Here is a 22,362-nt window from a genome sequence, read left to right as displayed (position 1 = left end):
ATGAGCTACCCTAACAGTAGAACCTCACACCTTGCTTTAAAATCAGCTTAAGCCAGACCCTTCGGAAGCTGGTTGTTCTCCACGCGGAGACGGGTTTCCTTAATGAGCTCAGCCGCGTTATCTTCCAGCCGGATACGCAAATCCTCAGCAATATCAAAGCCGCCAGCCTCTGTGCGGGCAACCTGGTTATCGACAGCATACACACCGCCCAGAATATGGCGTGCGCCCAGCGCGGCCAGCACTGGCTTCAAGGAGTAGTCGATCGACAGCAGATGCGCAAGGCTGCCTCCGATGAACAGGGGCAGGATAACTTTGCCGGCCAGACCCTTTTGCGGAATCAAATCAATAAAGGTCTTAAGCACTCCCGTATAGGAGGCCTTATACACCGGACTTGCGATAATAACCGCATCGGCCTGAGCCACCAGGGCATTGGCTTTAACGATGGCCTCGCTCTCAAATTTCGTATGTATCAGATCCTCCGGTGGAAGCTCCGCAACATTAACGTGATGGACCTCAATGTTCTCTTTTTTCAAAATCTCCTCAGTCAGTCCGATGATTGCCGATAAACGGGAAGTTAACGACGGATTTCCGTTAATAATCGTGACTTTGAACATCATAACATGCTCCTTTCTTTTCCTGTTTTTTAATTCCGACATACAAACTATGATTTAAACAAATGCTATCAAGCTTTCTCCGGATTGTCAATAAAATCACTTTTCACCTCCCCATTGTACCTGCTTGGTTCCCTTTTTCCAAGGAACCTTCAGATGGGCAGATGCATATGGATGAGCAAGAGAATAACGAATTGTAGAGGAGATTATTTGACTATGATAAACCCCGTATATCCCTATTACGGAAAAAAGACGGTGTGCATAGACCAGAAACTGAGCTTCCCTCCCCAGCACCAGCCCGTTCAGCCAGGCATAGAGAGCCTGATGAACCCAAGGCCCATCTCCGAAATCCCGGAATACTGCGGCAGCGGCAAGCTGCTCGGTAAAGTGGCTGTAATCACAGGTGGAGACAGCGGGATTGGACGTGCCGTAGCGTATGCTTTTGCCAAAGAAGGAGCCGATATTGTCATTGCCTATCTAAACGAAACCTCTGATGCGCTGGAAACAAAAAACCGGATTGAGCAGCTCGGCAGACGCTGTATTCTGATGGAGACCGACTTAAGGTTTAAAAGCAACTGCTCCTCGGTTATTGACGGGACGATCCTGCATTTTGGCCAGCTCGATATCCTTGTGAACAACCATGGGGTACAGTACCCTCAAAGCAGCATTATGGATATTACAGAGCAGCAGCTGTACCATACGTTCCAGACGAATATCTTTCCGTTCTTCTTCCTGGTGCAGGCGGCCCTGCCATATCTCCGCAGGGGGGCAGCCATCATTAATACAGCCTCCATCACGGCTTATCGGGGGCAAAAGGAGCTTATCGACTATTCATCTACCAAGGGGGCAGTCGTCTCTTTTACACGTTCCCTGGCCCTATCTCTTGTAGACCAGGGCATCCGGGTCAACGCAGTAGCACCGGGTCCGATCTGGACACCGCTTATCCCATCCAGCTTCTCTGCGGAGGAGGTATCCACCTTCGGCACGAAGACTCCAATGCAGCGGGCCGGTCAGCCGTATGAGCTTGCCCCGGCCTATGTATATTTAGCCAGCCAGGATTCCTCTTACGTAACCGGCGAGACTATTCATGTCAATGGCGGTGATATGGTCACTACCTGATCATGGATGATCCTATCTCCTTGTTAAAGACCCATATAAAACTCACAGACCGGGGACCTTGTTAAAAACCAAAAACCTATCATAAAGCTCACAGATCGGGTGATTCGCTTATGTAAATGGCTCAGGCTGTACATTGTACCAACGGCATCCGCCGGGTGGGCTCACCTCGAAGAGCAAGGCCAAACTAAGATCGGCCCTCTTAAGCCATCCGTCTTCCATGTAAAACTTCTGGGTAATACTTCTGGCTTCCTCATGTCAACCTAACGCTAAGCTCCAGGCCCCTGCCTGTGGCTTAGCTTCGAAGGTAAAATCCAGGCTTGGCCCACCTCTATGCGGTGCTAAACGGAGGACCTGTAGGTATAGAATGCGCATCAAACAGCCCGCATCCAGAGTAAAGGGATACAATCGAAGGCCGCAAAGCTTCCTCTTTCCTCTTCTATCTGAATGCAGGCTTAATGAATAAGAAAATTTCTCGAATTAATAATTTATACCATTAATTAATTGTTGCCCGTGGAACAATTCAGTTCCACTTCCGCCTGCAGGCTCATCTTGCGGGGTGGAGAAAAGTGCTGAGGAGCGGCTGCTGCTAGGCAAAACGAGAGAGCAGGCAGAGGATCTGCAAGGCCTTATCAAATCTTCTCACTCCCGGTTACTTTATGCTTGCGATTATCCGGACACTACCACGCAAGAGACATGAAGGTTAAATGGACAAGACACGTGGGACAAGAACGTTGGGAGTTAATCGAATTGCTAACTCCAGCAACTTAAGATCTCTCACTTCGTGCATTTCACCTCAAGTCTATGATTAACCGAACGCCCAACCAACAGCAGAAAACATGAAGGACAGGCAAGACACGTAAGACAAGATCGTTAAGAGTTGACCGAATCGCTAACTCCAAAACCTAGGAACTTCTCACTCCGCCCATTCATCTCAAGCCAAAGTTTAACCGAATGCCCAACCAACAGTAGGAGATAGATAGGCAAGATAGGCTACACATTGGCCTGATTATTAAGCGTTGACCGCATGTGAATAGCCTCTGTCCGTTGCCATGTCTGTGCTTCGCCATGCAGCGCCGCAACCTCCGCCGCTATAGATGCTCGATGATGTCCCCGGCGAGCAGCGATGCCGGGTGGTTTCTCGCGGCGGCGGCCCGTTCTCCGGCCAAGCCGTGCAGATATGCGCCGAACGCCGCAGCCTGCACGGCGCTAAGGCCCTGGGCCAGCAGACCGGCGATGATGCCGGTCAGCACATCTCCGGCTCCCCCGGTGGCCATGCCCGGGGTGCCGGTGATGTTCACAAAAACGCGGCCATCCTCAGCCGCGATGACCGTGCGCGCGCCCTTGAGCACGAGCGTCACCCCGTGCTCAAGGGCGTACCTGCGGGCCAGGCCGATCCGGTCCCGCTGGACCTCGGCCGTGGAGATGCCCGCCAGGCGCGCCATCTCGCCCGGATGCGGCGTAAGCACCACCGCCGCATCCCGTCTTGGCATTGCCGCGGGGCCACCGGCCGCAGCAAGAATGTTCAGTGCATCAGCGTCTAGTACCAACGGGCGCTGGGCGCGCTCCCAAAGGGCGCGCAGGAAAGCCTGCTCGCCGCTGAAGCGGCCAAGCCCCGGCCCGGCGGCGAGCACGGTGCGCGTCTCGAGCAGCCGCAGCACCTCTTCTGCTGCGGCTGCGCTCCAGCCATCGGCCCCGTCGCCGGCAGGGGCCAGCATCAGCTCGGGCACCGCGCCGAGCACGTGCGGAGCAACCACGCCGGGCAGCGCCCAGGTGGCCAGCCCGCAGCCAGCCCGCAGTGCGGCCTTGGCGGCCAGCAGCCCGGCGCCGCTCATCTGGGCATGGCCGGCGGCAAGCAGCACATGGCCATAGGTGCCCTTGTGCCCATCCGGGGCGCGCCTCCGCAAGAGATCAACCCCCAGCTCACCGGAGAGCACTTCCTCCGTGAGCAGGTAACTGCCTGGCGACTCAGGATCTGCTGCCAGACTGCGCGGGATGCCGATGTCTCTAACGATGACATTGCCCGCTGCTCCAGCGCCCGGATATTGGGTCAGCCCGGCCTTCAGAAAGGCCAGGCACACCGTCATCCGGGCCTGGACACACGGCTCGTAAACCTCGCCCGTATCCGCATCCAGTCCACTTGGGATATCCGCGGAGATGATGGGCAGACCGGAAGCGTTAGCCTTTTCAATCAGCTTGGCATAGCTCCCCCGGGGTGCCCCTGAAGAGCCTGTTCCAAGCAGCGCATCCACAATCCCGGTATACCGGCTGTAATCGATCGGTTCTTGACCAAATACGAAAGAAGGAAGGCGCAGCGCCTCTGCAATCTTGTACTGTACCTCTGCCTCCCCCGTCAGCTGCCCAGGCGGGGAGGCATACAGCAGAGTAGCCCGAACCCCGCTGTTCATGAGGTGCCGGGCGGCCACAAGTCCGTCCCCTCCATTGTTGCCCTTGCCGACCAGAATGAGCCAGTGCTCCCGGGAAAGCATCTCCGTCATCTTTTACCCGATATTCACGACTCCCTCGATCCCATTCCCCACTAAGGCTGACCACTCCCCGTAAGCCTGCTGTTCCATTCGGGAACCCGCCTCTTCCCTTCCTAAGCTCTGCCGAACACACCACCTAATCACTTCATCCGCAATGGCCTTCCCTGCATTCTCCATCAGAGATACCGCCGGGATGCCAACCTCCTGAATGGCTCGCTCATCCAGTTCCCTCATCTGTTTCGCGTTTACGATGCGCACAATTTCTTCCCCCTCTCACTTGAACACAGCTTATTCTCAGCATCTATAATCTTCACTACTTGTATATTAACCTTCCCTTCCGTCAGAACCAAGCCCGCTAATTCACCATCATTTAACTTTGGGTTTGATTCGTCTAAGACAGAATATAACAAGGCAAACAGGGGCAGCAGGCAAATGATGCCTGTCACCCTTATTATCTAGCAGGCATCCCTAAACATGCCATTGACCAAACTTTTTATATTCTTTCGTGTTTATAATAAACTTGTCTAATCTACGGCTGTAATCGATTTTCAAGCTTCATAAATGTAAAAAGACCGATTCTCTATTCGAGAGAACATCGGCCTTTCTGGTCTTATAAATTTATTTCTAAATCACCTAGTGCTACTAAGATTAGTCTTTAGATGCTGATGAGTCATTTCATTGTATAAAGGTTCTCACATTTTAATTGTAACTTCACTGACAGACAAGCCATTAGAGCAAGTCCCGATACAACCGGATTTCTTCCTTCACAACCCGGAATCCAACAGACTCATACAGGGACAGGGCTGGCTCATTCATTGTTAAGACATCCAGCTCAGCGTAACCAAGTCCGTGTTCCCTTAAATATTGAACTGCCTGGTTCAGCAGAAATCTGGCGACTCCCTGATGTCTCCATGGCTCACGGACGAATACGTCCTCTATCCGCCCATTGTCCCCGTCCTGCCAGACCATCACACTGCCTGCCAGCTCGCCCTGCTGGCGCACATTCAGCATGGTCCATAGCGGATACTTCATCACTTCCGCGAGTCTCTCCGCCCGGAGAGGGGCATCCGGCCATATTTCGCTTTCCACACGCAGATACTCTTCTTCCTCACCGTTCTCCAGCTTTGATAAAGAGAAGAAGGCGAAGCCCTCCGCAAGATCAGCCGGGGCAGAAGCAGAAGGCTCCTGCAGATTGCAGCCCATCAAGTACAACCGGGTTAAAGGTTCGAAGCCTTTGTACTCCTCAAAAAACTTCAGATTGGCCGTCTCCGCATCATAATTGCCCACACAGATATGTGTCCCATGTTCCGGCGGCAGGGTGCTTTTTAGCTCAAGGGCACGTTGATACAATTTCGTATAGATTGCATCCAGAAGGACGTAATCCTCCTGCCTGTCCGGCAGCGTTTTGATATTAACATAGATACTGTGGTTGCTCTCACCGCCAAAGTCCGAAGGAACCACACTAATAATTCCCACCTGTCCCTTGGCAATCATGAGGCCATCTTCCACGGCACAGATCACATTATCCCAGTTAGACTCCTCCCCTACCCACCAAAAGACCGCATCACTATGTGTGGTCACCGTGTGATAAAGTTGACCCAGCATTCCCATATCATCAGCTTGAAACCCGCGAATTTCCCAGCTCATCTTGTAGTCCCCCATCTTCGTTTGATTTGATTCTATCATTCTGGCTGCCCAGTGACAGGGGAACAATTTGCTATAACTGATTTGTAGCACGGATTAGCCTTTTATCTCGGTGTTTTTAATACGATCGGTTTATTGGTAAAAAGTTTATTGACTTATGATCCCTTTGTTTCTGGTACGACCGTTTTGCCTGCTTATTGGTTTATGATCCCAGTGCTTCTGGTACAACCGGTTTGTCTGCTTACTGGTTTATTAGTTGGTAATTTACCAGGCTGGTTGCCCAGTTGGTTTGTTGGGTTTGAGGGGCTGGCCATCTGATTCTCTCTGTAGACTCGTTTCCTTAGAAGCTTTGATCGCAAGCCCTCCTCTTTTAACTGAGTTGAGCAGTTCGGCCAATTTATTTGATGGACTAACGGATTGACTGCCAGGCTGAATTTCCGTTAGTCCCTCGTTGCTTCCTTTCTAGCCACCACCGGAACCCAAAGCTCATTACGTCCTTCCTCAGGCGGCAGGTAGTTCTCAATAGCTGGCAAGTAGGCTAGATCGTAGCTGGAGGAAGGCACCCATTCCGTATACAGGCGTTTCCAAATTTCCTGAATCCCTCCCGGATGACCCGGCGCATCGAACACCGCCCAGGTGCTGGCAGGATACTCGAACTTGACCATGCCCTCCCTTGGCTCATGTTCAGACGTAATTGCCAGAATATAATCAAATTCTTCATTCTCCCCGAATTCCCCGTTCGCGCATACGCCAAGAATGCCTCCGACCTCATGACCCTCTTGACGGATGTTCCACAGTTCTTCGAACACCCCTTGGCTCCGGGCATTGTCCCATATTTGAGGAATGATACTAAATGCATTCTCCGTATTTACCCGCTCTGAAATCCCAACAATACGAAACGGTTTAAGTTCAACCATCCGGTAATTCATTTCCACAGCCCCTTTTATCGAAATGTGAAAGGTAATCTTGGGATAAGCCTTCAGCGTTGTCCCCGCCTTTCTCGCCGCTGTAGGTGTAACGCCGTGAAGGCTGCTGAACGCTCGCGTAAACGCTTCTGGGGAGTCATACCCATACTTCAAAGCGAGATCGACGATCTTGATATCCTGATGCTGGAGCTCAAATGCCGCCAGAGTCAGGCGACGGCGACGGACGTATTCTCCGAGCGGGACCTCCGCAATGAAAGAGAACATTCTCTGAAAATGATACACGGAACAACAGGCCACCCTGGCCGCTTCTGCGTAGTCCACCTCGTCCATCAAATGACGCTCAATATAATCAATAGCCTCGTTCATTCTCGCAATCCAGCTCATCTACCGTAAGACCCCTTTCACTCTCAATATAACGGAAGCGGTTCATCCAAGCCGTGCAGTTCTTGCACAAAATTGCAAGCCGCCTGTAGTTCTTGTCTCTTTGAGTGTACCATACCCTTTCCAAGTGAAATATGAGCGCCTCCGGCTGCCGATATGGCAAACTAAAAAGGCCCGGGAGCTAGTCCCCGGGCCAGTTCCTATATTTTAGATTCCACTGCTATCGGCAGCAGCCTACCTCAGGCTCAATATCCTACGGTGAACCGGCTTCTTATGAAATGTCCCTCATCCGCCTCATCCAGCAGGGCAACCGCGTAATCCTCTACCGAGATGCGGCTGTTATCCAGCTCATCGGTAACGAGCTGATTCGTTCCAATCCGGAAGTTGCCTGTGCGTTCACCGGGTTCAATAACTGCCGCCGGACTGAAATAAGTCCAATCAATATCAGAATTCCGGTAGATTTCATAGGCTTCAGCATGAGCTCTGGCAATTGGACGCCATTCCTCCGGGAAAGCGGGCGTATCCATGAGCATGACTCCTGGCTCCACCTCAAGGCTTCCTGCTCCGCCCACAACAATCAGCCGCCCGGCGCCCCCGCGTCTTACGCCTTCAACCAGGGTCCGCGCGACTTCGGACAATTCATCTTCCTCCCCGAATTTAGGACCGAACGCGCTGATTACCACATCCTTGCCAGCCGCCGCTTCCGTCACGGAATCGGGAACCAGGATATCCCCGGTCTTGAGCTGCAGCTTCTCATGCTGCTTGGACAGCTCCTCCAGCTTAGATATATCCCTCAGTACCGCAGTTACCTCATGGCCTCTGCGGAGCGCCTCCTCCAGAATGCTTTTGCCAATTGTCCCCGTAGCTCCAAACAAAGCGATCTTAAGCATATGTAATCTCTCCTTCTCTATTTTCTTACAGGTGAATTTCTGCACTGTTCACGGCCAGACCCATGTGCAGAGTCCTTCTATTATAATTATCCCCCAGAGTGAATCCAAAACGCATACCATTCATTTTCCCCAAAATAAGAAGATCCCTCTCCACTTGGAAAAGGATCATGTTCTTAATCATTTACGTGATTAATATTAGACTTCGAGCCATTCTCCGCTTGTGCCAGTTGCCTCCCAGGTTCAGAGCTGTCACAGTGCATCTATATAAAATGAACTTATGAAGGTTACCCTATTCAGAGCGCTGCGATGGCGAGTGTTCTTACGACCACGGTTGTCCCCGAAATCCTTGAACTAGCTATCCAGTTGGGCATTTCGGAGACAAAGGCGGACGCTCCGCTTCTTCTGAATCACTCATCCTCTCCGCTGAGATCGGTACATTCTAAAGTTCATTTGATATAGTCGTTTTCTTACTTTCCTACAGCTTGGATCTCTATAGTCCGTCATACAGCGCAACACCGTGGGCGTTGCTTTCGGCATACGGTGCGAGGTCTAAATTTAACCCGCCTTCCCCAGCATAAAGCTGAGAATAAGAATAATAAATACGGTGGCTGTAATCGCCACGAACCGGTAATCCTTCTCCTGCCAAAAGACAAACAAAGAGACGAATACCCGCAGAACCGGTGTCATAATCAGAAGCAGCAGTCCTGTCTCTATAATCGCCACCGACTTAAGCTCAAGCAGCCCCTCCCAGATTGCGGCGAAGCCGAGCGGATAAGTATCATCCGGGTATCCGCTGACCCCAGTGACCAGCAGCTTCACCAGCCCGGCAATGATAACCGCCGCGGCCACAACCACGCCGATTCTCAAGATTTTGCTTATCGCCAGTTCTACATCGGCAATCCGGCTGGGCGTCTCTTCGTGATGTGGATGCTCAACCGTCATGTTAACCCCTCCAACCTTGATATAACATTTGCCCGGCCACATAAATCATAACCGGGATAAACAGCTTACGGATCGTCTTGCTCTTCATCCGCTGCATCAGCCTTGAACCGATGGTAGCTCCAATCAAGACGCCAAGAGCCACCGGCGCAGAGATTACAGGATTAATATCGCCGCGCAGCAGGTAGATTCCCGCACTTGCCGCTGCCGTAACCCCCATCATAAAGTTGCTGGTTGCGGTGGATACTTTCAGAGGCATTTTCATAAAGACATCCATCGCCATAACTTTAAAACTGCCGCTGCCGATTCCCAGAAGCCCTGAGATAACCCCTGCACCGTACATGACGCTGAAGCCCTGCGGCACCTTATCCACGTTATAAGCCACGGTTGTACCCATAGCTTTGTCGTAGTATTCCCCTTGAAGCCCCAGCTTCTTGGCCACCGGATGCAGAGGGACATTCTGGGGAACCTCCTGCTTGCCCTTCTTAATCATGGCATAAGCCGAATAGAGCAGAAGAACAGCAAAGATGACGTAAAGAAATTTGGGAGCAACGATAGCTCCAAGGAACGCCCCGGTAATCGCCCCTACCGTAGTAGCGATTTCAAGAAACATCCCCACCCTCAGGTTCGTGATGCGGTCCCGGATATAAGCAACCGCCGAACCGCTGGAGGTGGCGATAACAGAAATAATACTGGCTCCAATCGCATGGTTAATGTCCACGCCGAACAGCAGGGTCAAGGCCGGAGTGACCACAATTCCGCCGCCAAGCCCCAGAATGGAGCCTACGACTCCCGCCAGAATAGCAATAAAAAAGATCTCGATTACTGTACTTGTCAATTCCGCAGCTCCTTTGTATGTAATAGCATTGCGGTCCAAGCTTTTAAACTGGGCAAGCTAGGGCCGGATCCTGAGGTACATGCCTTGGCCTTCCGGCTGGGTATAAGCGAAGCCAAATTGCCGGTAAAGCTGATCGGCCGGGACATCGGCGATCAGACTCACATACGTTTTGTCTGGAGCTGACTGATTCAGGTGGTCCACCAGGCGTGCAAAGATCATTTTACCAATGCCCTTGCCTTGGTAGTCAGGTCTCACCGCAACGTCTACAATCTGCATATGACAGCCTCCGTCACCGATGATTCTTCCCATCCCGATCAGCTCGCCCTCCGCATAGACCGTGACCGCAAAGTAAGAATTCGCAAGGCCGATGGCGGCCCCCTCCCCACTCCGCGGACTCAACCCGCAGCTAGCCCGGAGTGCGAGATACTCTTCCACCCCGGGCGGCTGTTCGCGAACCTCCAGCTCTGATAAGCTCAAGTTCATGTTCAATGCCGGTTCACTCCTTTCCCGTTAACTAACTTCATTCGGAAGCTTAAATGATTTGGACCGGTGCTCGAGCACATACAGACCTTCATCCGGGGTCCATTCGGCATAAGCAATCTCGTCAAAATTGTTATAACCGCATTGCTGCAGCTCAGCCCGCAGCCAGTCTTCGTCCTTCTTCAGCAGCTTCAGCCCTTCCTTGTCCACTTCCCCGTCCTCGATCAGACAATAAGAGAAGAAGGCATCCTGCTCGGGCAGCTTCAAATCCTGGCGAGTCACCTGCTCATAGTCGGACTTCTTCATTACACTAAGCGTACCGTTGGCTTCAAAGATAGCATAAGCCACTTCACGCATGAAAAAGACATTCTGCTGGCGCAGCAGCATCCGCAGCTGGTCGAAATCCAGCTTGTTCTTGCGCAGCTCCTTCAAATCAACCTCGCCGTGGCGGATCAATATGGAGGCTTTGCCATCCAGAAACCCGCGGCCCCGCTTGAAGATCTGGGTGATTTTCTCAAAGGCAAAGGAAAGCACGGCCCACAGTGCCAGCGCATACAGCAGGTAAGAGAATTTCACATCCTCTTGGTAAACGGTATTACCTACAAGCTCGCTCAGCATAAGCGAAGAAACAAAATCAAACGGGGTAAGCTGGGAAATCTCTTTCTTGCCCAGAATCCGTGTCATGGCCCAAAGTCCGATAAAACCGATCACAAGCTTCAAAGTAATATGCTCAATACCCACAAGATCTCCTCCATTATAGCCTATTTGAATACCGGGTGTACTTTTGGCCCAAGGTACTTGCTATATATATACCCACGGAGACATGCGGAACCGCTTGTATTATGTGCCGGTCTTGTGCAATAGTGGAGGTAGAGAAATAGGGTATGGGAGGGACGATGGCAGCATGTCCCCTATACCGGTTGAAGGAGTGATCCTCTGGTGTCTCTTACGCAAGTCTGGTCATGGGTGACCGGGCATCCCGCAGGGCCTTATCTGTCCGCCTTGACCGTCGTTATTTACATAGCACTCTATTCCGCGTTCCGCAACCGGACCTGGCGTATGGAACAGGCCCGGCTGGAAAGGCTCCAGCACAGCCTGGAGCTCAGCGCCGCCGCGCTCAGTCCTCTGCAGCGGGCCGCGGAGCAGCGCGGACGCGGCCTGTCCGAGGAAGCGCGGGCGCAGCTTCAGGACCGCCTGCAGGCCTGCAAGGCTGCGCCCTACCTGACCGCTGATCTGCAGGCCCAGATCAGCGCTTACCTGGCAGACGGGGACGAGGCCCGTCTGCTCCTGCTGCACCGGGCGTTCGATCGCGAAGCCGCCCGGCTAATGGACGAGCGCGCCAGGCTGCTGGCCCGTACCGAACAGCCCGGCTGGGGCCTCTCGCTGTGGCTGCAGCTTCGGGCGATGCTGCCCTTCGCCTTCGCAGCCGCGGCGGTCCTGCTGACCGCCTGGCTGCTTCAGGCACTCGGCAGCGCGCCCGCGGACGGCAGCAGTGAGGCTGGATGGCTGCGCGCGGCCATCTGGGCCCGCTTCGCCTCCATCCTGTTCTCGCTGCTGCTGCTTGACCCCGTGCTGCTGGGCAGCCGCCGCCCCGAGCCGGGCGGCGCTCTTCTGCGCCTGCTCTCCATCCTCATCGCCCTGCTGGCGCTGATTCATCTCGCAGGCCTGGAGACCGCGCTGTACGTGCTTGCTGTACAGCTGATGCTCTTCGGGCTTGGCTTCAGCCTCACCGGCAAGAAGCCCCGCAAAGCCAGGCCCTTCGCCGGCCATTATGACGATGATGTGGTACAAGCCCATCTTTCGGGCGGCTCAGCCGGAGCCGCAGATGAGCTGCCCGAACCGGATACGGCTGATTCTTCCAGCGAAGAGCCTACCGGCAGGAACTGAGGCATGCCATAATTGTTATAATATCTTTGCGCAGCATGCCGCTTAATTATTGGATTGTTATATAAAATGAACTTATGAAGGTTACCTTCTCGGGCTCGGGCGCTACGATGCCGAGTATTCTTATGACCACCGTTGTCTCCAAAATCCTTGAAATAAATATCCAAGTAGGGGCATTTCGGTGACAAGGGCGGACGCTCAACTTCTTCAGAACCATTCGTCCTCTTCGCTGAGATCGGTGAATTCTAAAGTTCATTTTATATAGTTAACTTGTCAGAACGCATAAAAGCCCCGCAGCTCCGGGAACCTGATTCTAATCAGGCTCTTCGAAGCTTGCGGGGCTTTTCATTTCCCTTTATTCATATCTGCTCATATCAGGAACTCATCGCTCGCTATATAAAATGAACTTATGTAGGTTTCCCTTTAGGGGCGCTGCGAGGCCGAGTGTTCTTTAAGGCCCCTGTTGTCTCCGAAATGCTTGAACTAGATATCCAAGTAGGGGCATTTCGGTGACAAAGGTAGACGCTCCGCTTCTTCAGAATCACTCGGGATCGAAGCTGTGATCGGTGAATTCTAAAGTTCATTTTATATAGATTTCTAATTAGTCCCTCATACGGCTTATCTATCTACCGGGACCGGACTCGCGCAAAGCTCTGTTGGAAGCTTTAGCTCCTGCCGAAGCCTTCGCTCCAGAGGAGGCACTCGACTCATACCGCTTACGTTCCGTGCGTTCCACCTGTACAATCTGTCCCTCGTGAACCACGATATTCAGGGACCCAAACTCCATGTCGCTTAGCAAATCGGCAATCCGGTTCAGCCACACATCGTCGACTTTTAATGGTTTAGCCATGGCCTGCGCCTCCTTAATCCCGATAAATTTTCTCTCAATATAAAATGAACTAATAAAGGTTACCCTTATGGGGCGCTGCGATGCCGAGTGTTCTTACTACCGCTGTTGTCTCCGAAATGCTTGAACTAAGGTAGCCAGTGAGGCATTACGGAGACCAAGGCGGACGCTCCGCTTCTACAGAATCACTCGGGATCGAAGCTGAGAGGGGTTAATTTTTAAAGTTCGTTATATATATATATCAATCACCGCTTGATTCTATCAGTGTGCGTTCTTGCGTGTGAACCAGCCTTTTAACACCAAAGTCACCAAGGCCAGAATCAGCAGCAGCGAAGCTACGGCAAAAGATGCCGAGAACTGGTACTCGTTATACAAAATTTCCACATGCAGCGGCAGGGTGTTTGTCTCTCCGCGAATATGTCCCGATACGACCGATACCGCACCGAATTCGCCCATCGCCCTCGCATTACACAGAATAATTCCATAGAGAAGTCCCCACTTGATATTAGGCAGCGTAATCTTCCAGAATACGCGCCATCCCTTGGCACCGAGGGTCACTGCCGCCTCTTCCTCATGCTGCCCCTGATCCTCCATGAGCGGAATGAGCTCTCGGGCAACAAACGGGAAGGTAATGAACAGGGTGGCCAGCACGATCCCCGGCAGAGCGAAGATCACTTCGATATTGTTCTTATCCAGCCATCCGCCAAGCCATCCATGTTCCCCGTATACAAGCACATAGATTAACCCTCCAATAACCGGAGATACCGCAAAGGGTAAGTCAATCAAGGTAATCAGCAGCTGCTTGCCGCGGAAGCGGAACTTGGTAATGGCCCATGCGGCAGCCACACCAAAAATTGTATTTAAAGGCACAGTAATCACGGCAACGAGTAAGGTCAACCTTAGCGCAGACAGCGCATCCGGGTCCACAATCGCCGCCAGATACACATCCCAGCCCTTTTTCAAAGCTTCTGTCAGGACAACAATGAGGGGAAGAACGATCAGCCACAGAAGGACCAGAGAAGCGAGAGCGATTAACGTCCACTTTACCCAGCCTGTCTCCTTCAGAGACCGGGTTCTTACTTGGGTACTGCCTGCGGGACTCATAGGTACAGAACCGGCCATATTACCTTCCTCCTTTATCAGATATGTTCATTCGAAAGTGTATGCCTGCCCTCTCTTGGACGACTATACACCTAGTCTGTTTGCGGTTAACGTGCGGTTTTACGAAGCCGATGCTGCAGCGTATTGATGATAAGCAGCAGCAGGAACGAGATGAACAGCAGCAGCAGAGCTACGGCAGTAGCTCCCGCATAATCGAACTGTTCCAGCTTCGACATGATCAGGAGAGGGGCAATCTCGGTCTTCATCGGCATATTTCCCGATATGAACACCACCGAGCCGTACTCACCGATGCCCCGGGAGAAGGCCAGAGCGAACCCGGTCAGCAGAGCCGGGTACAGCTGCGGAAGGATCACGGACATAAAGGTTCTCACCCTTCCAGACCCCAGCGTGGCTGCGGCTTCTTCCACCTCGGCCTCTAGATCCTGAAGAACTGGCTGAACCGTTCTTACCACAAACGGAATTCCAATGAACATTAACGCAAGCGTGATGCCGATCGGCGTATAGGCCACTTGAATTCCCAGCGGCTCCAAGAGGGAGCCGATCCAGCCTTTGTCGGAGTAGATCGCGGTCAGCGAAACTCCGGCTACGGCCGTTGGCAGCGCGAAAGGAAGATCAATCATAGCGTCAAATATGTTTTTGCCCGGAAAGTCGTATCGAACCAGCACCCAGGCCAGAAGCAGGCCAAGCACCGCATCAATCAGTCCCGCAGCCGCAGCTGTCAGGAAGCTGACTTTAAATGAGGCCAGCACTCTGGCGTCTGTGGCAATATCCCAGAACTTCCCCCAGGTTAGTCCCGTAGAGTTCAGCAGCAGGGCTGATAGTGGAATCAAGACCACCAAGCTGAGATAAAGCACAGTATAACCCATAGTGAGCCCAAAGCCGGGAAGCACTCCCCGTTTGGCAGCTATCGTCTTCATGATCGTTTCATCCCCTCCGTTGTCCGGTCGGTATTATTTGCTGGGCACGTAGATTTGGTCAAATACGCCCCCATCGCTAAAGTGCTCCTGTTGTGCCTTGGCCCATCCGCCAAATTCATCAATGGAGAAGAGCTTCAGGTCTTTGAAGTTGTTCTTGAATTTCTCCTTCACACTCTCTAGCGTCGGACGGTAGAAATTCTCTGCTGCAATGGTCTGACCTTCCTCAGAGTACAAATATTTGAGATAAGCTTCGGCCACTTCACGGGTTCCCTTCTTATCCACGTTGGTGTCAACCACAGCAACCGGCGGCTCCGCTAGAATACTCTCCGACGGGTACACGATATCCAGCTTGTCAGGACCAAGCTCCTTGATCGATAACAGGGCCTCATTCTCCCACGCGATGAGCACGTCGCCGATTCCGCGTTCCACGAACGTTGTTGTCGCCCCGCGGGCTCCCGTATCCAGAACAGGCACATGCTTGAACAGCTCCTGGACGAACTCCTTCGCTTTGTTCGTGTCATTGTTGTTGTGATGCAGGGCATACCCCCATGCGGCCAGGTAGTTCCAGCGCGCCCCGCCTGAAGTCTTAGGATTCGGCGTGATCACCTTGACGTCGCCTTTAATCAAGTCGTTCCAGTCCTTAATCCCTTTCGGGTTGCCTTTACGCACCAGAAAGACGATCGTAGAAGTATAAGGCGAACTGTTCTTCTCGAACTTGGTCTGCCAGCCCTCTTTAATCAAGCCCTTCTTCTGAATCGCATCAATGTCATATCCGAGGGCCAATGTAACCACATCGGCCTTCAGGCCGTCGATTACCGCCCGGCTTTGCTTGCCTGAGCCGCCATGCGACTGCTTAATCGTAACCTTCTGGCCCTTCTCCTTCTCCCAATAGGCAGAGAATGCCTTGTTATAGTTCTCATACAGCTCACGGGTCGGATCATAAGACACGTTCATTAATTCCACAGTATTCGAGCCCTTGCCTGAGCTTGAGCCGCAAGCGGCTGTCACCATAGACATAGCCAAGACCAGACTTACAACAATCCCCTTCTTCAGCGCCTTTTTCAATCCCATCACTCCCCTTTAGTTTGGTAATCTTGTATTCTTCTCTACTAAAAAAATGACCTCGACCCGCGTCACCTTGCCCATTCATGATAGTTATATGAACGACAAAGAAACGCTCTTTGCCATAAGTCAAACCGAGCGACTGCCCGTGCCTGCAAGGCCATTAGAGCGTTCCTCCGTTCGTACGGTTAGAACCTAATTTAATTATTCCTACCTGTTTAGTAAGTTATGTTTGTAATTGTAATTGCATTACACATTCATTGTCAAACCTTTTTTACGTCAATCCGCTAAAATATTTTCAGGTTTTCTCCTACAGCAAAAAAACACAGCCAGAATTGTCTGACTGTGTTTTTTATAATTCACCTTCACATCAAAAGCCATAATTCCATGCGGCCAATTAAAGCTGCTTAAACTTGGGGATTGTTCGCGAGAGCCACACACACCGGCTTGCTTAAGCGAAGCTCATACCCGGTCTTTTTAGGAATACCGGTCTCAGAATCCAGGCGGAAGCTGACAAGGTTGTTGCTGTTCTGATGTGCGGCGATCAGATGACCGCCTTTGACAATGAGGAAGTGACGCGGAATTTCTCCCCCGCTGGATACCCACTGGGGATCGGACAGTTGACCGGTTTCCTGATCGATCCGGTAGCGCACAATACTGTCGTGTCCGCGGTTGGAACCATACAGATATTTCCCGCAAGGTGAAATGCCCACCTCTGCCGTGGTAGACTCGCCGCTGAAGTCCTCGGGGACGGCTGAAATGTGTTGGAGAATCTCCAGATCACCGCCAGCCTCATTCAGAGAGTATACCGTGACGGTATTATTGAGCTCGTTAATTCCATAAGCCCACTTTCCGGTTTGGTGAATCTTAAAATGTCTTGGACCAGCACCTGGTGGAAGCTTAATTTCCTTGTGAGTAACCAGCTTGCCATCCTCAATCCGGTAGATCACAATTTGATCGAGCCCCAAATCTGATACATATGCAAATTTGCCGCTGCGGTCTACAACTACCGAATGGGCATGGGCCGCTTCCTGACGGTCTTCCCGGTGCCCCCTGCCTACGTGCTTGACCCGGGAAGCCAGCCCCTTAATCGCTCCGTTCCGATCCAGATGATAGCTGCTGATCTCCGCACTTCCGTAGTTGACCAGATACAGCTGCGATTCCTCACCTGGAACATGGCATATGTAACATGGGGAGTGGCCACCCGTCGTTTCACGGTTAAGCTCGCGAAGCCGTCCATCCTGCTGGTCGATTTCGTAAGCTGCAATCTGGCCTTCCTCAATCTCACCAACGGCATAAAGCCGCGTTCCTTCCTCATTGACCACGACAAAAGAAGGGTTCTCAATCCCGTCTGTGCTGTGGACCAGACGAAGCTCCCCGCTCTCCTTGTTCAGGGCCACCAAGTGTATTCCGCCATCCTCTGCTGAGGAATAGCTTCCTACATACAGCAAAATCTCGTTTCCATTCGCCTGAATCGCCATGCTTCTCAAGTCTCCTTTTTGTACATAAATTCGACTACTCTACAAGGGTATTAAAGCTATTATAACGTCTCCTGCCCCAGTTGGTCCGCCCTAGGCTTTCCCTGCGTTTGTCATGAGGTCCTTCTGTGATTGTAATATAAGAAGGTTATTTTTTACAGTAGTGCCCAGATACTTACCTAGGGGCCATCGGCCTGCTGCTGTGAAGCTGATCTTTACAGCGGACTGGTCTTTGTTTCTGCCTGCTTAATGTATATACCCGAAAATTGCCCGTTCCTCATGTGCTCCTGCCAGTCAAGCCTCTACAGGTGACCGGATTGGCCTGTCGCATGCCGCAGCAACCGCAGTAATCTGAAATGATCCGGGCTCCTTATAGTTCAATCCTGGCATAGGATTGTGATATAATATAAAGACATGAGCTTGCCAAAAGAGAAAGGGGCCTGAATTTATGCAACTCAGTCCTTCATACTTACAAATTGCTGCTACAGTGGGCACTTTAATCATGGCCCTGTTAACTATATTCATCCGGCTTAAGGCCAGTAAGCGGCCGGTTACAGTTAAGAAGATCATCATGCCTCCGGTTGGCATGACCACCGGTTTCTTCATGTTCATTGTACCCGCCGTCCGGATTCCTTGGCTGTGGGGGATTGCGGCATTTGCCGTCGGTTGGCTGCTGTTCTCTTACCCACTCATCCGCAGCACCAAATTTGAAGTTATTGAGGATCAAGTATACGCCCAGCGTTCGCGGAGCTTCATCGTTGTCCTGCTCGGCCTGCTGGCGGTCCGTATGCTTCTTCACGAATTTATTGAACAATACGTCTCGGTGCCGCAGACAGGCGCGCTTTTCTTCCTTCTTGCTTATGGAATGATTACGCGCTGGCGCTTGTTCATGTGGAAACATTATCAGACCCTCCTCAAGGATCGAATCCCTGTGGAGTAACGGATAGATACAAACAAGGGGTTATCCTTAAATGGATAGCCCCTTGTTCTGTGTTTAGGAGTTTTGTTTGTGTTCGAAAGGCTCCGAGAACGAACGCCCACTCCCATCGCTGTTGGTTTCGGATTTCTCGAATTATTTCCAGCGGATGAAATCCAAAACCAAAGGTGAACGCTAGCGCTTGACCGCGGGTCGTTCGCCTCTCCGCGGCTCTGGCGAAATCCCGCACCAAACAACAAACAAATCAGAGCAAAAGAAGCCGCCTCTTTGTATATAGAGGTTACCGGAAAACTTATCTGATTATTCCTACTTGACAGGTAAGCTTTCAAAATCTCATAATCGTTAGTAATTTATAAGCTCAAGGAGGAGGATACATATGAGACAACGGAGAATTGATCATGTTGGAATCGTGGTGCGGGATATTGAGACTTCCACCCGTTTCTATACGAGTGTGCTGGGGCTGGAGCTAAAGGGCACATTACTCCATACGAACGGGGTATTTAAACTTGCTTTCCTCGGCTATGGAGGAAGTGAGGAGACCGAAATTGAGCTTATCCAGGGCTATAGCGACAAGCTGCCTTCGGAGGCAACCGTGCACCATTTTGCAATCACAGTGTCTGATATTGAAGAGGAATTCCGGAGAATTCAGGCGATCGACGGCGTTAAATTTATAGATACGGAAATAACAACTCTACCCAACGGACACCGCTACTTCTTTATTTATGGACCTGAACGAGAGTGGATTGAGCTGTTCCAGCGCAGTTAACCTGTAAGTTACAGAGACAACATTAAAATACGCAGACGAGGTGGCTCTGGAATGCTCTCAAGAAATCCAAAACCAACTGCTTGACAGGTCTCGTTCATGTCTGCGATGGAGCAACGTTCGCTCTCGAAGCGTTTGAACACAAACCGGACTCCTGCACAAAAACAGGGGCCGTCACTTGACGGCCCCTTGCTGTGTTCACACGATAACCTATTGATCGATCTGAACACCCTTCTTGAGGGATTTCATATCAGCATTGTTGTTTACGAGTTGGGGAAGCATCTTAGTGCTCTTCTCCATCTCAGACGAACATAGAGGGCAAGCAGGAGTATAGTCAAACGCAAAATTATCCCTCATCCATCCGTTGCAACTATCATTGGTACAGGACCAAATCGGCGTGATCTCCTCAGGAATTTCTTCTAACGTTTTCTTCCGATAATTCATGATTATCCTCCTTTTATTCCTTCCTACCTCTCAAGAAAAAAAGAAAAAACTGCCCTCAACGCACACGTTAAGGGCAGTATGGTTTGCGTTACAGTTTTACAACGTTTTCAGCTTGCGGTCCACGGTTGCCTTGTACAACGTTGAATTGTACGCGCTGTCCTTCGTCAAGCGTCTTGAAGCCTTCGCCAGTAATAGCGCTGAAATGCACGAATACATCGTTGCCGCCTTCAACTTCGATGAAGCCAAAGCCTTTCTCAGCATTAAACCATTTAACTGTACCTGTTTCCATTTGGGGTAGCCTCCCTAAAAGTAGAAAAAAATTAATATGCTCCTTTTTTCCGTAAAAAAAAATTCACACATTGAAAAAAGTTCCAACCGTAACAAGTGACACTCTTTTCAATATGAGAATATCGCTTCAAGACTTAACTTAACCTAATTATAATCCTTTTTCCAGCAAAAAGCAAATAATCACCCGCACCTTATGGAAAAACTGGAAATAAAAAGGCTCCTGTTCAGAGCCCTTCAGCGAAGTGCGATTATCCTATCCATACGGCTGGAATCTCCGTTGATTAGGCAGAGCTGGGCATCAGCTTCTGCGGGGGCTGCGGCATCGGTCTGCCGAACAGATATCCCTGGGCGAGCGAGGCGCCATAAGTACAGCAGAACTCAAAATCTTCACGTTCTTCAATTCCTTCAGCGAGCACCTGACCGCCAAAATCCTGGGCCCTTTCAATGATATTCAGGATCTCCTGCTGTTTGAGGCGATCTCGGCTGCAGCCACCGACCAGCCCCCGGTCAATCTTAACGTAATCCGGTTTAAGGCGGGTCATTTCTTCCAGTGTGGAATAACCGGACCCTACATCGTCCAGAGCTACCGAAATCCCGTTTCTCCTATATTCTGTGAAAATGTCCAGCAGGTTCGTCATATTATGGATCTGCTCTGTCTCCACTACTTCAAACACAAAGTCAGCTGGATTCAGCGAGAGCCTCTCGATTGCTGCAAAGGTATGGGTAAGACAGTATTTTGGATTATAGATGGAGGACGGAAGAAAATTGATGAATCTTTTTAAGCCGTGGGGAAGATACTGCGCGCTCAGCTCAATGGCTGAGATACGGGCGGCCCGGTCAAGAAAGGAATGAAGCCCAGTCTCCCGCGCAATCTCGAACAGCTCGAACGGATTGAATGGATACTGGATTTGCGAAGGACGTAGGAGAAATTCAAAGCCAATCACCTCTTCCGCAGCACTTACGATGGGCTGCATATGACTGGTGAATCGCTTGCCGACAATAATATCAACGACATCATTATGTTTGAAGCGAGCCTCCATTTGAGGCAAGGATGCCCATACCCATCGGTCACCCTGCTTACTAGAACCTTCAATGTTCACGTAAACTTCTGTCTTGTCCGCCAGCGCAGATCGGCGTACAGACCGAAGCAGCTGAAGCAGCTCGGCTCTTGAGCAGTAAGACACCCGGCATGCATCCGGATCACAGATCGGGGTGAACCCGTCTTGTCTTAACAACGAAACGAGCTCGGCTGATGCCGGGCGCAGTGAAATGACTCCCTTATCCTCAATTGGCCCCTGAACGCTGCAGCTGCTACAGATCATAAAAATCCCCCTTGGCACTTTTTGCCGAATTATGTCGAGTTCATTATATCATGCACAGGACGTAATACCTAGGTCTTGACAACTATTTTTCGAAGGTAATCTAAGAACAGAGCCCTCCTTTTTCAAGGCTAGATCTGCAGCGCTAGAACATAAGAAAAGCCCGGAGATTGTCCCGGGCTTGATGGATCTATGTGTATTACTTGTCCGCTGCCCATACCTGTCTGTCCGAACCCTTGGCTGCAAATTCAATCCTGGATGGAGTAAGCTTAATCACCACATAATCAGGATCATCCGGTCCGCTAAGATAAGGCTTGAAGTCATCCCTCCATACCTTTGACTTTAAGTCCTGAGCATCACTTACCGATGCCTCCCCTTCAATCTCCACCACGTCACCCGTTCCTCCCTGCTCATAGCCTAACAGCAGGGCTGCCTTCGGGTTATTCTTAAGCTCTTCCACCTTGTGTGTCTTTCGGTCAGTAGCCAAATATATGCTGAGTCCCTCATGGTAGATGGCCATATAACGAACCTTGGGGCCACCGTTCTCAACGGTTGCCAGTGAACCAAATTTGTTAGCCTGTAATGCCTGTTCGATCTTCGATTCCAACTGCTGACGATCCATGATTGTCTGCTCCCTTTCTATAGTAAATTAAAGACATGGCATAACTATGGAAGCTTCATCCATATACCACACAACGTTAGTGTACCCTGTTCACAGCCTGCTGAACCGTCTTCCTTCCTTTACAAGACCGCAGGGGTGGGACTATAATACTCCTAGCAGTACCACCCGCTTAACTTCATAGACCCGGGGAGCTGGAATTCGGCCGGCTGAGAGTGTATCCCAAAGATACTAACCCGTATACCTGATCTGGATAATGCCAGCGTAGGAACGAGAAAAGTATGGTTACCCATTCTTTCATACGCATACAAGGCGTCCTGTCCAGGGCGCCTTGTCTTTATTTATGTGGAATTAGACGCGGCTTCCCCGCT

At 51.2% G+C, this 22,362-nt stretch carries 21 protein-coding genes, 1 pseudogene and 1 riboswitch; of the genes and pseudogenes, 4 read left to right on the top strand and 18 right to left on the bottom strand.

Annotated features, from left to right (window positions below):
• Positions 1–47 precede the first annotated feature (47 nt).
• Positions 48–614, bottom strand: a complete 567-nt coding sequence (gene ssuE, locus KJS63_RS18955; protein ID WP_068613861.1) for an NADPH-dependent FMN reductase — start codon at positions 612–614, stop codon at positions 48–50.
• Between the two features lie 213 nt (positions 615–827).
• Here ssuE and KJS63_RS18950 point away from each other — a divergent pair, with 213 nt between their 5' ends.
• Positions 828–1,730: an SDR family oxidoreductase gene (locus KJS63_RS18950; RefSeq protein WP_213620564.1), complete on the top strand. Its 903-nt coding sequence runs from the start codon at positions 828–830 to the stop codon at positions 1,728–1,730.
• Between the two features lie 1,088 nt (positions 1,731–2,818).
• On the opposite strand, the pseudogene KJS63_RS18945 reads toward KJS63_RS18950, so the two are convergent.
• The 8 genes and pseudogenes from KJS63_RS18945 to KJS63_RS18905 form a co-directional block, all read right to left on the bottom strand.
• Positions 2,819–4,471: pseudogene (locus tag KJS63_RS18945) on the bottom strand (NAD(P)H-hydrate dehydratase).
• A 471-nt stretch (positions 4,472–4,942) separates the two neighbouring features.
• Positions 4,943–5,860 carry a GNAT family N-acetyltransferase gene (locus KJS63_RS18935; protein WP_244862679.1) on the bottom strand — a complete coding sequence of 306 codons (918 nt, stop codon included), beginning with the start codon at positions 5,858–5,860 and terminating at the stop codon, positions 4,943–4,945.
• Between the two features lie 437 nt (positions 5,861–6,297).
• Positions 6,298–7,167 carry an AraC family transcriptional regulator gene (locus tag KJS63_RS18930; RefSeq protein ID WP_213620561.1) on the bottom strand — a complete coding sequence of 290 codons (870 nt, stop codon included), beginning with the start codon at positions 7,165–7,167 and terminating at the stop codon, positions 6,298–6,300.
• A gap of 242 nt (positions 7,168–7,409) precedes the next feature.
• Positions 7,410–8,054 carry an NAD(P)-dependent oxidoreductase gene (locus KJS63_RS18925; RefSeq protein ID WP_213620560.1) on the bottom strand — a complete coding sequence of 215 codons (645 nt, stop codon included), beginning with the start codon at positions 8,052–8,054 and terminating at the stop codon, positions 7,410–7,412.
• A gap of 555 nt (positions 8,055–8,609) precedes the next feature.
• Positions 8,610–8,996 (bottom strand): DUF1634 domain-containing protein, encoded by a 387-nt coding sequence (locus KJS63_RS18920; RefSeq protein WP_213620559.1) that lies wholly within the window; start codon positions 8,994–8,996, stop codon positions 8,610–8,612.
• 1 nt (position 8,997) lies between these two features.
• Positions 8,998–9,831: a sulfite exporter TauE/SafE family protein gene (locus tag KJS63_RS18915; protein WP_213620558.1), complete on the bottom strand. Its 834-nt coding sequence runs from the start codon at positions 9,829–9,831 to the stop codon at positions 8,998–9,000.
• A 57-nt stretch (positions 9,832–9,888) separates the two neighbouring features.
• A complete protein-coding gene (locus KJS63_RS18910; RefSeq protein WP_213620714.1) occupies positions 9,889–10,314 on the bottom strand; it encodes a GNAT family N-acetyltransferase in 426 nt (141 codons plus the stop codon).
• Between the two features lie 27 nt (positions 10,315–10,341).
• Positions 10,342–11,052: a DUF421 domain-containing protein gene (locus tag KJS63_RS18905; protein WP_089153526.1), complete on the bottom strand. Its 711-nt coding sequence runs from the start codon at positions 11,050–11,052 to the stop codon at positions 10,342–10,344.
• Positions 11,053–11,250: 198 nt separating this feature from the next.
• On the opposite strand from KJS63_RS18905, the gene KJS63_RS18900 reads away from it, so the two are divergent.
• Positions 11,251–12,198 (top strand): hypothetical protein, encoded by a 948-nt coding sequence (locus KJS63_RS18900; protein WP_213620557.1) that lies wholly within the window; start codon positions 11,251–11,253, stop codon positions 12,196–12,198.
• A gap of 619 nt (positions 12,199–12,817) precedes the next feature.
• On the opposite strand, the gene KJS63_RS18895 is transcribed toward KJS63_RS18900, so the two are convergent.
• The 5 genes from KJS63_RS18895 to KJS63_RS18875 all read right to left on the bottom strand — a co-directional run bounded on the left by KJS63_RS18895 (position 12,818) and on the right by KJS63_RS18875 (position 17,624).
• On the bottom strand, positions 12,818–13,045 hold the full coding sequence (locus tag KJS63_RS18895; RefSeq protein WP_068613841.1) for a YezD family protein: 228 nt from the start codon (positions 13,043–13,045) through the stop codon (positions 12,818–12,820).
• A gap of 258 nt (positions 13,046–13,303) precedes the next feature.
• Positions 13,304–14,164 (bottom strand): sulfate ABC transporter permease subunit CysW, encoded by an 861-nt coding sequence (cysW, locus tag KJS63_RS18890; RefSeq protein WP_213620556.1) that lies wholly within the window; start codon positions 14,162–14,164, stop codon positions 13,304–13,306.
• Between the two features lie 86 nt (positions 14,165–14,250).
• Positions 14,251–15,081, bottom strand: a complete 831-nt coding sequence (cysT, locus tag KJS63_RS18885) for a sulfate ABC transporter permease subunit CysT (RefSeq protein ID WP_089153525.1) — start codon at positions 15,079–15,081, stop codon at positions 14,251–14,253.
• A gap of 33 nt (positions 15,082–15,114) precedes the next feature.
• Complete coding sequence (locus tag KJS63_RS18880) at positions 15,115–16,146, bottom strand: sulfate ABC transporter substrate-binding protein (protein WP_280520835.1); 1,032 nt, start codon at positions 16,144–16,146, stop codon at positions 15,115–15,117.
• A gap of 404 nt (positions 16,147–16,550) precedes the next feature.
• The gene (locus KJS63_RS18875; protein WP_213620554.1) at positions 16,551–17,624 is read right to left on the bottom strand and encodes a lactonase family protein; all 1,074 of its coding nucleotides are present in this window, start codon (positions 17,622–17,624) and stop codon (positions 16,551–16,553) included.
• A 445-nt stretch (positions 17,625–18,069) separates the two neighbouring features.
• Between KJS63_RS18875 and KJS63_RS18870 the strand changes: the two genes are divergently transcribed.
• Positions 18,070–18,561 carry a CcdC family protein gene (locus KJS63_RS18870; protein WP_068613829.1) on the top strand — a complete coding sequence of 164 codons (492 nt, stop codon included), beginning with the start codon at positions 18,070–18,072 and terminating at the stop codon, positions 18,559–18,561.
• Between the two features lie 373 nt (positions 18,562–18,934).
• Positions 18,935–19,324, top strand: a complete 390-nt coding sequence (locus tag KJS63_RS18865) for a VOC family protein (RefSeq protein WP_213620553.1) — start codon at positions 18,935–18,937, stop codon at positions 19,322–19,324.
• 207 nt (positions 19,325–19,531) lie between these two features.
• Here the strand turns inward: KJS63_RS18865 and KJS63_RS18860 are convergent, their stop codons facing one another.
• The 4 genes from KJS63_RS18860 to KJS63_RS18845 all read right to left on the bottom strand — a co-directional run bounded on the left by KJS63_RS18860 (position 19,532) and on the right by KJS63_RS18845 (position 21,994).
• Positions 19,532–19,765 (bottom strand): cold-shock protein, encoded by a 234-nt coding sequence (locus KJS63_RS18860; RefSeq protein WP_068613823.1) that lies wholly within the window; start codon positions 19,763–19,765, stop codon positions 19,532–19,534.
• Positions 19,766–19,853: 88 nt separating this feature from the next.
• A complete protein-coding gene (locus KJS63_RS18855) occupies positions 19,854–20,054 on the bottom strand; it encodes a cold-shock protein (protein WP_009223993.1) in 201 nt (66 codons plus the stop codon).
• A gap of 280 nt (positions 20,055–20,334) precedes the next feature.
• Positions 20,335–21,375, bottom strand: a complete 1,041-nt coding sequence (locus KJS63_RS18850) for an EAL domain-containing protein (RefSeq protein WP_213620552.1) — start codon at positions 21,373–21,375, stop codon at positions 20,335–20,337.
• A gap of 196 nt (positions 21,376–21,571) precedes the next feature.
• Entirely contained in the window at positions 21,572–21,994 is a 423-nt protein-coding gene (locus tag KJS63_RS18845; protein ID WP_213620551.1) for a pyridoxamine 5'-phosphate oxidase family protein, read from the bottom strand.
• A 174-nt stretch (positions 21,995–22,168) separates the two neighbouring features.
• A riboswitch (TPP riboswitch) is annotated at positions 22,169–22,279 on the top strand.
• Positions 22,280–22,362: the final 83 nt, after the last annotated feature.

Origin of the sequence: Paenibacillus sp. J22TS3, from assembly GCF_018403205.1 — a bacterium.
Lineage (GTDB): Bacteria > Bacillota > Bacilli > Paenibacillales > Paenibacillaceae > Fontibacillus > Fontibacillus tuaregi.
The sequence above is the reverse complement of the archived record's forward strand: the minus strand, read 5'-3'. Positions and strand labels throughout refer to the sequence as shown.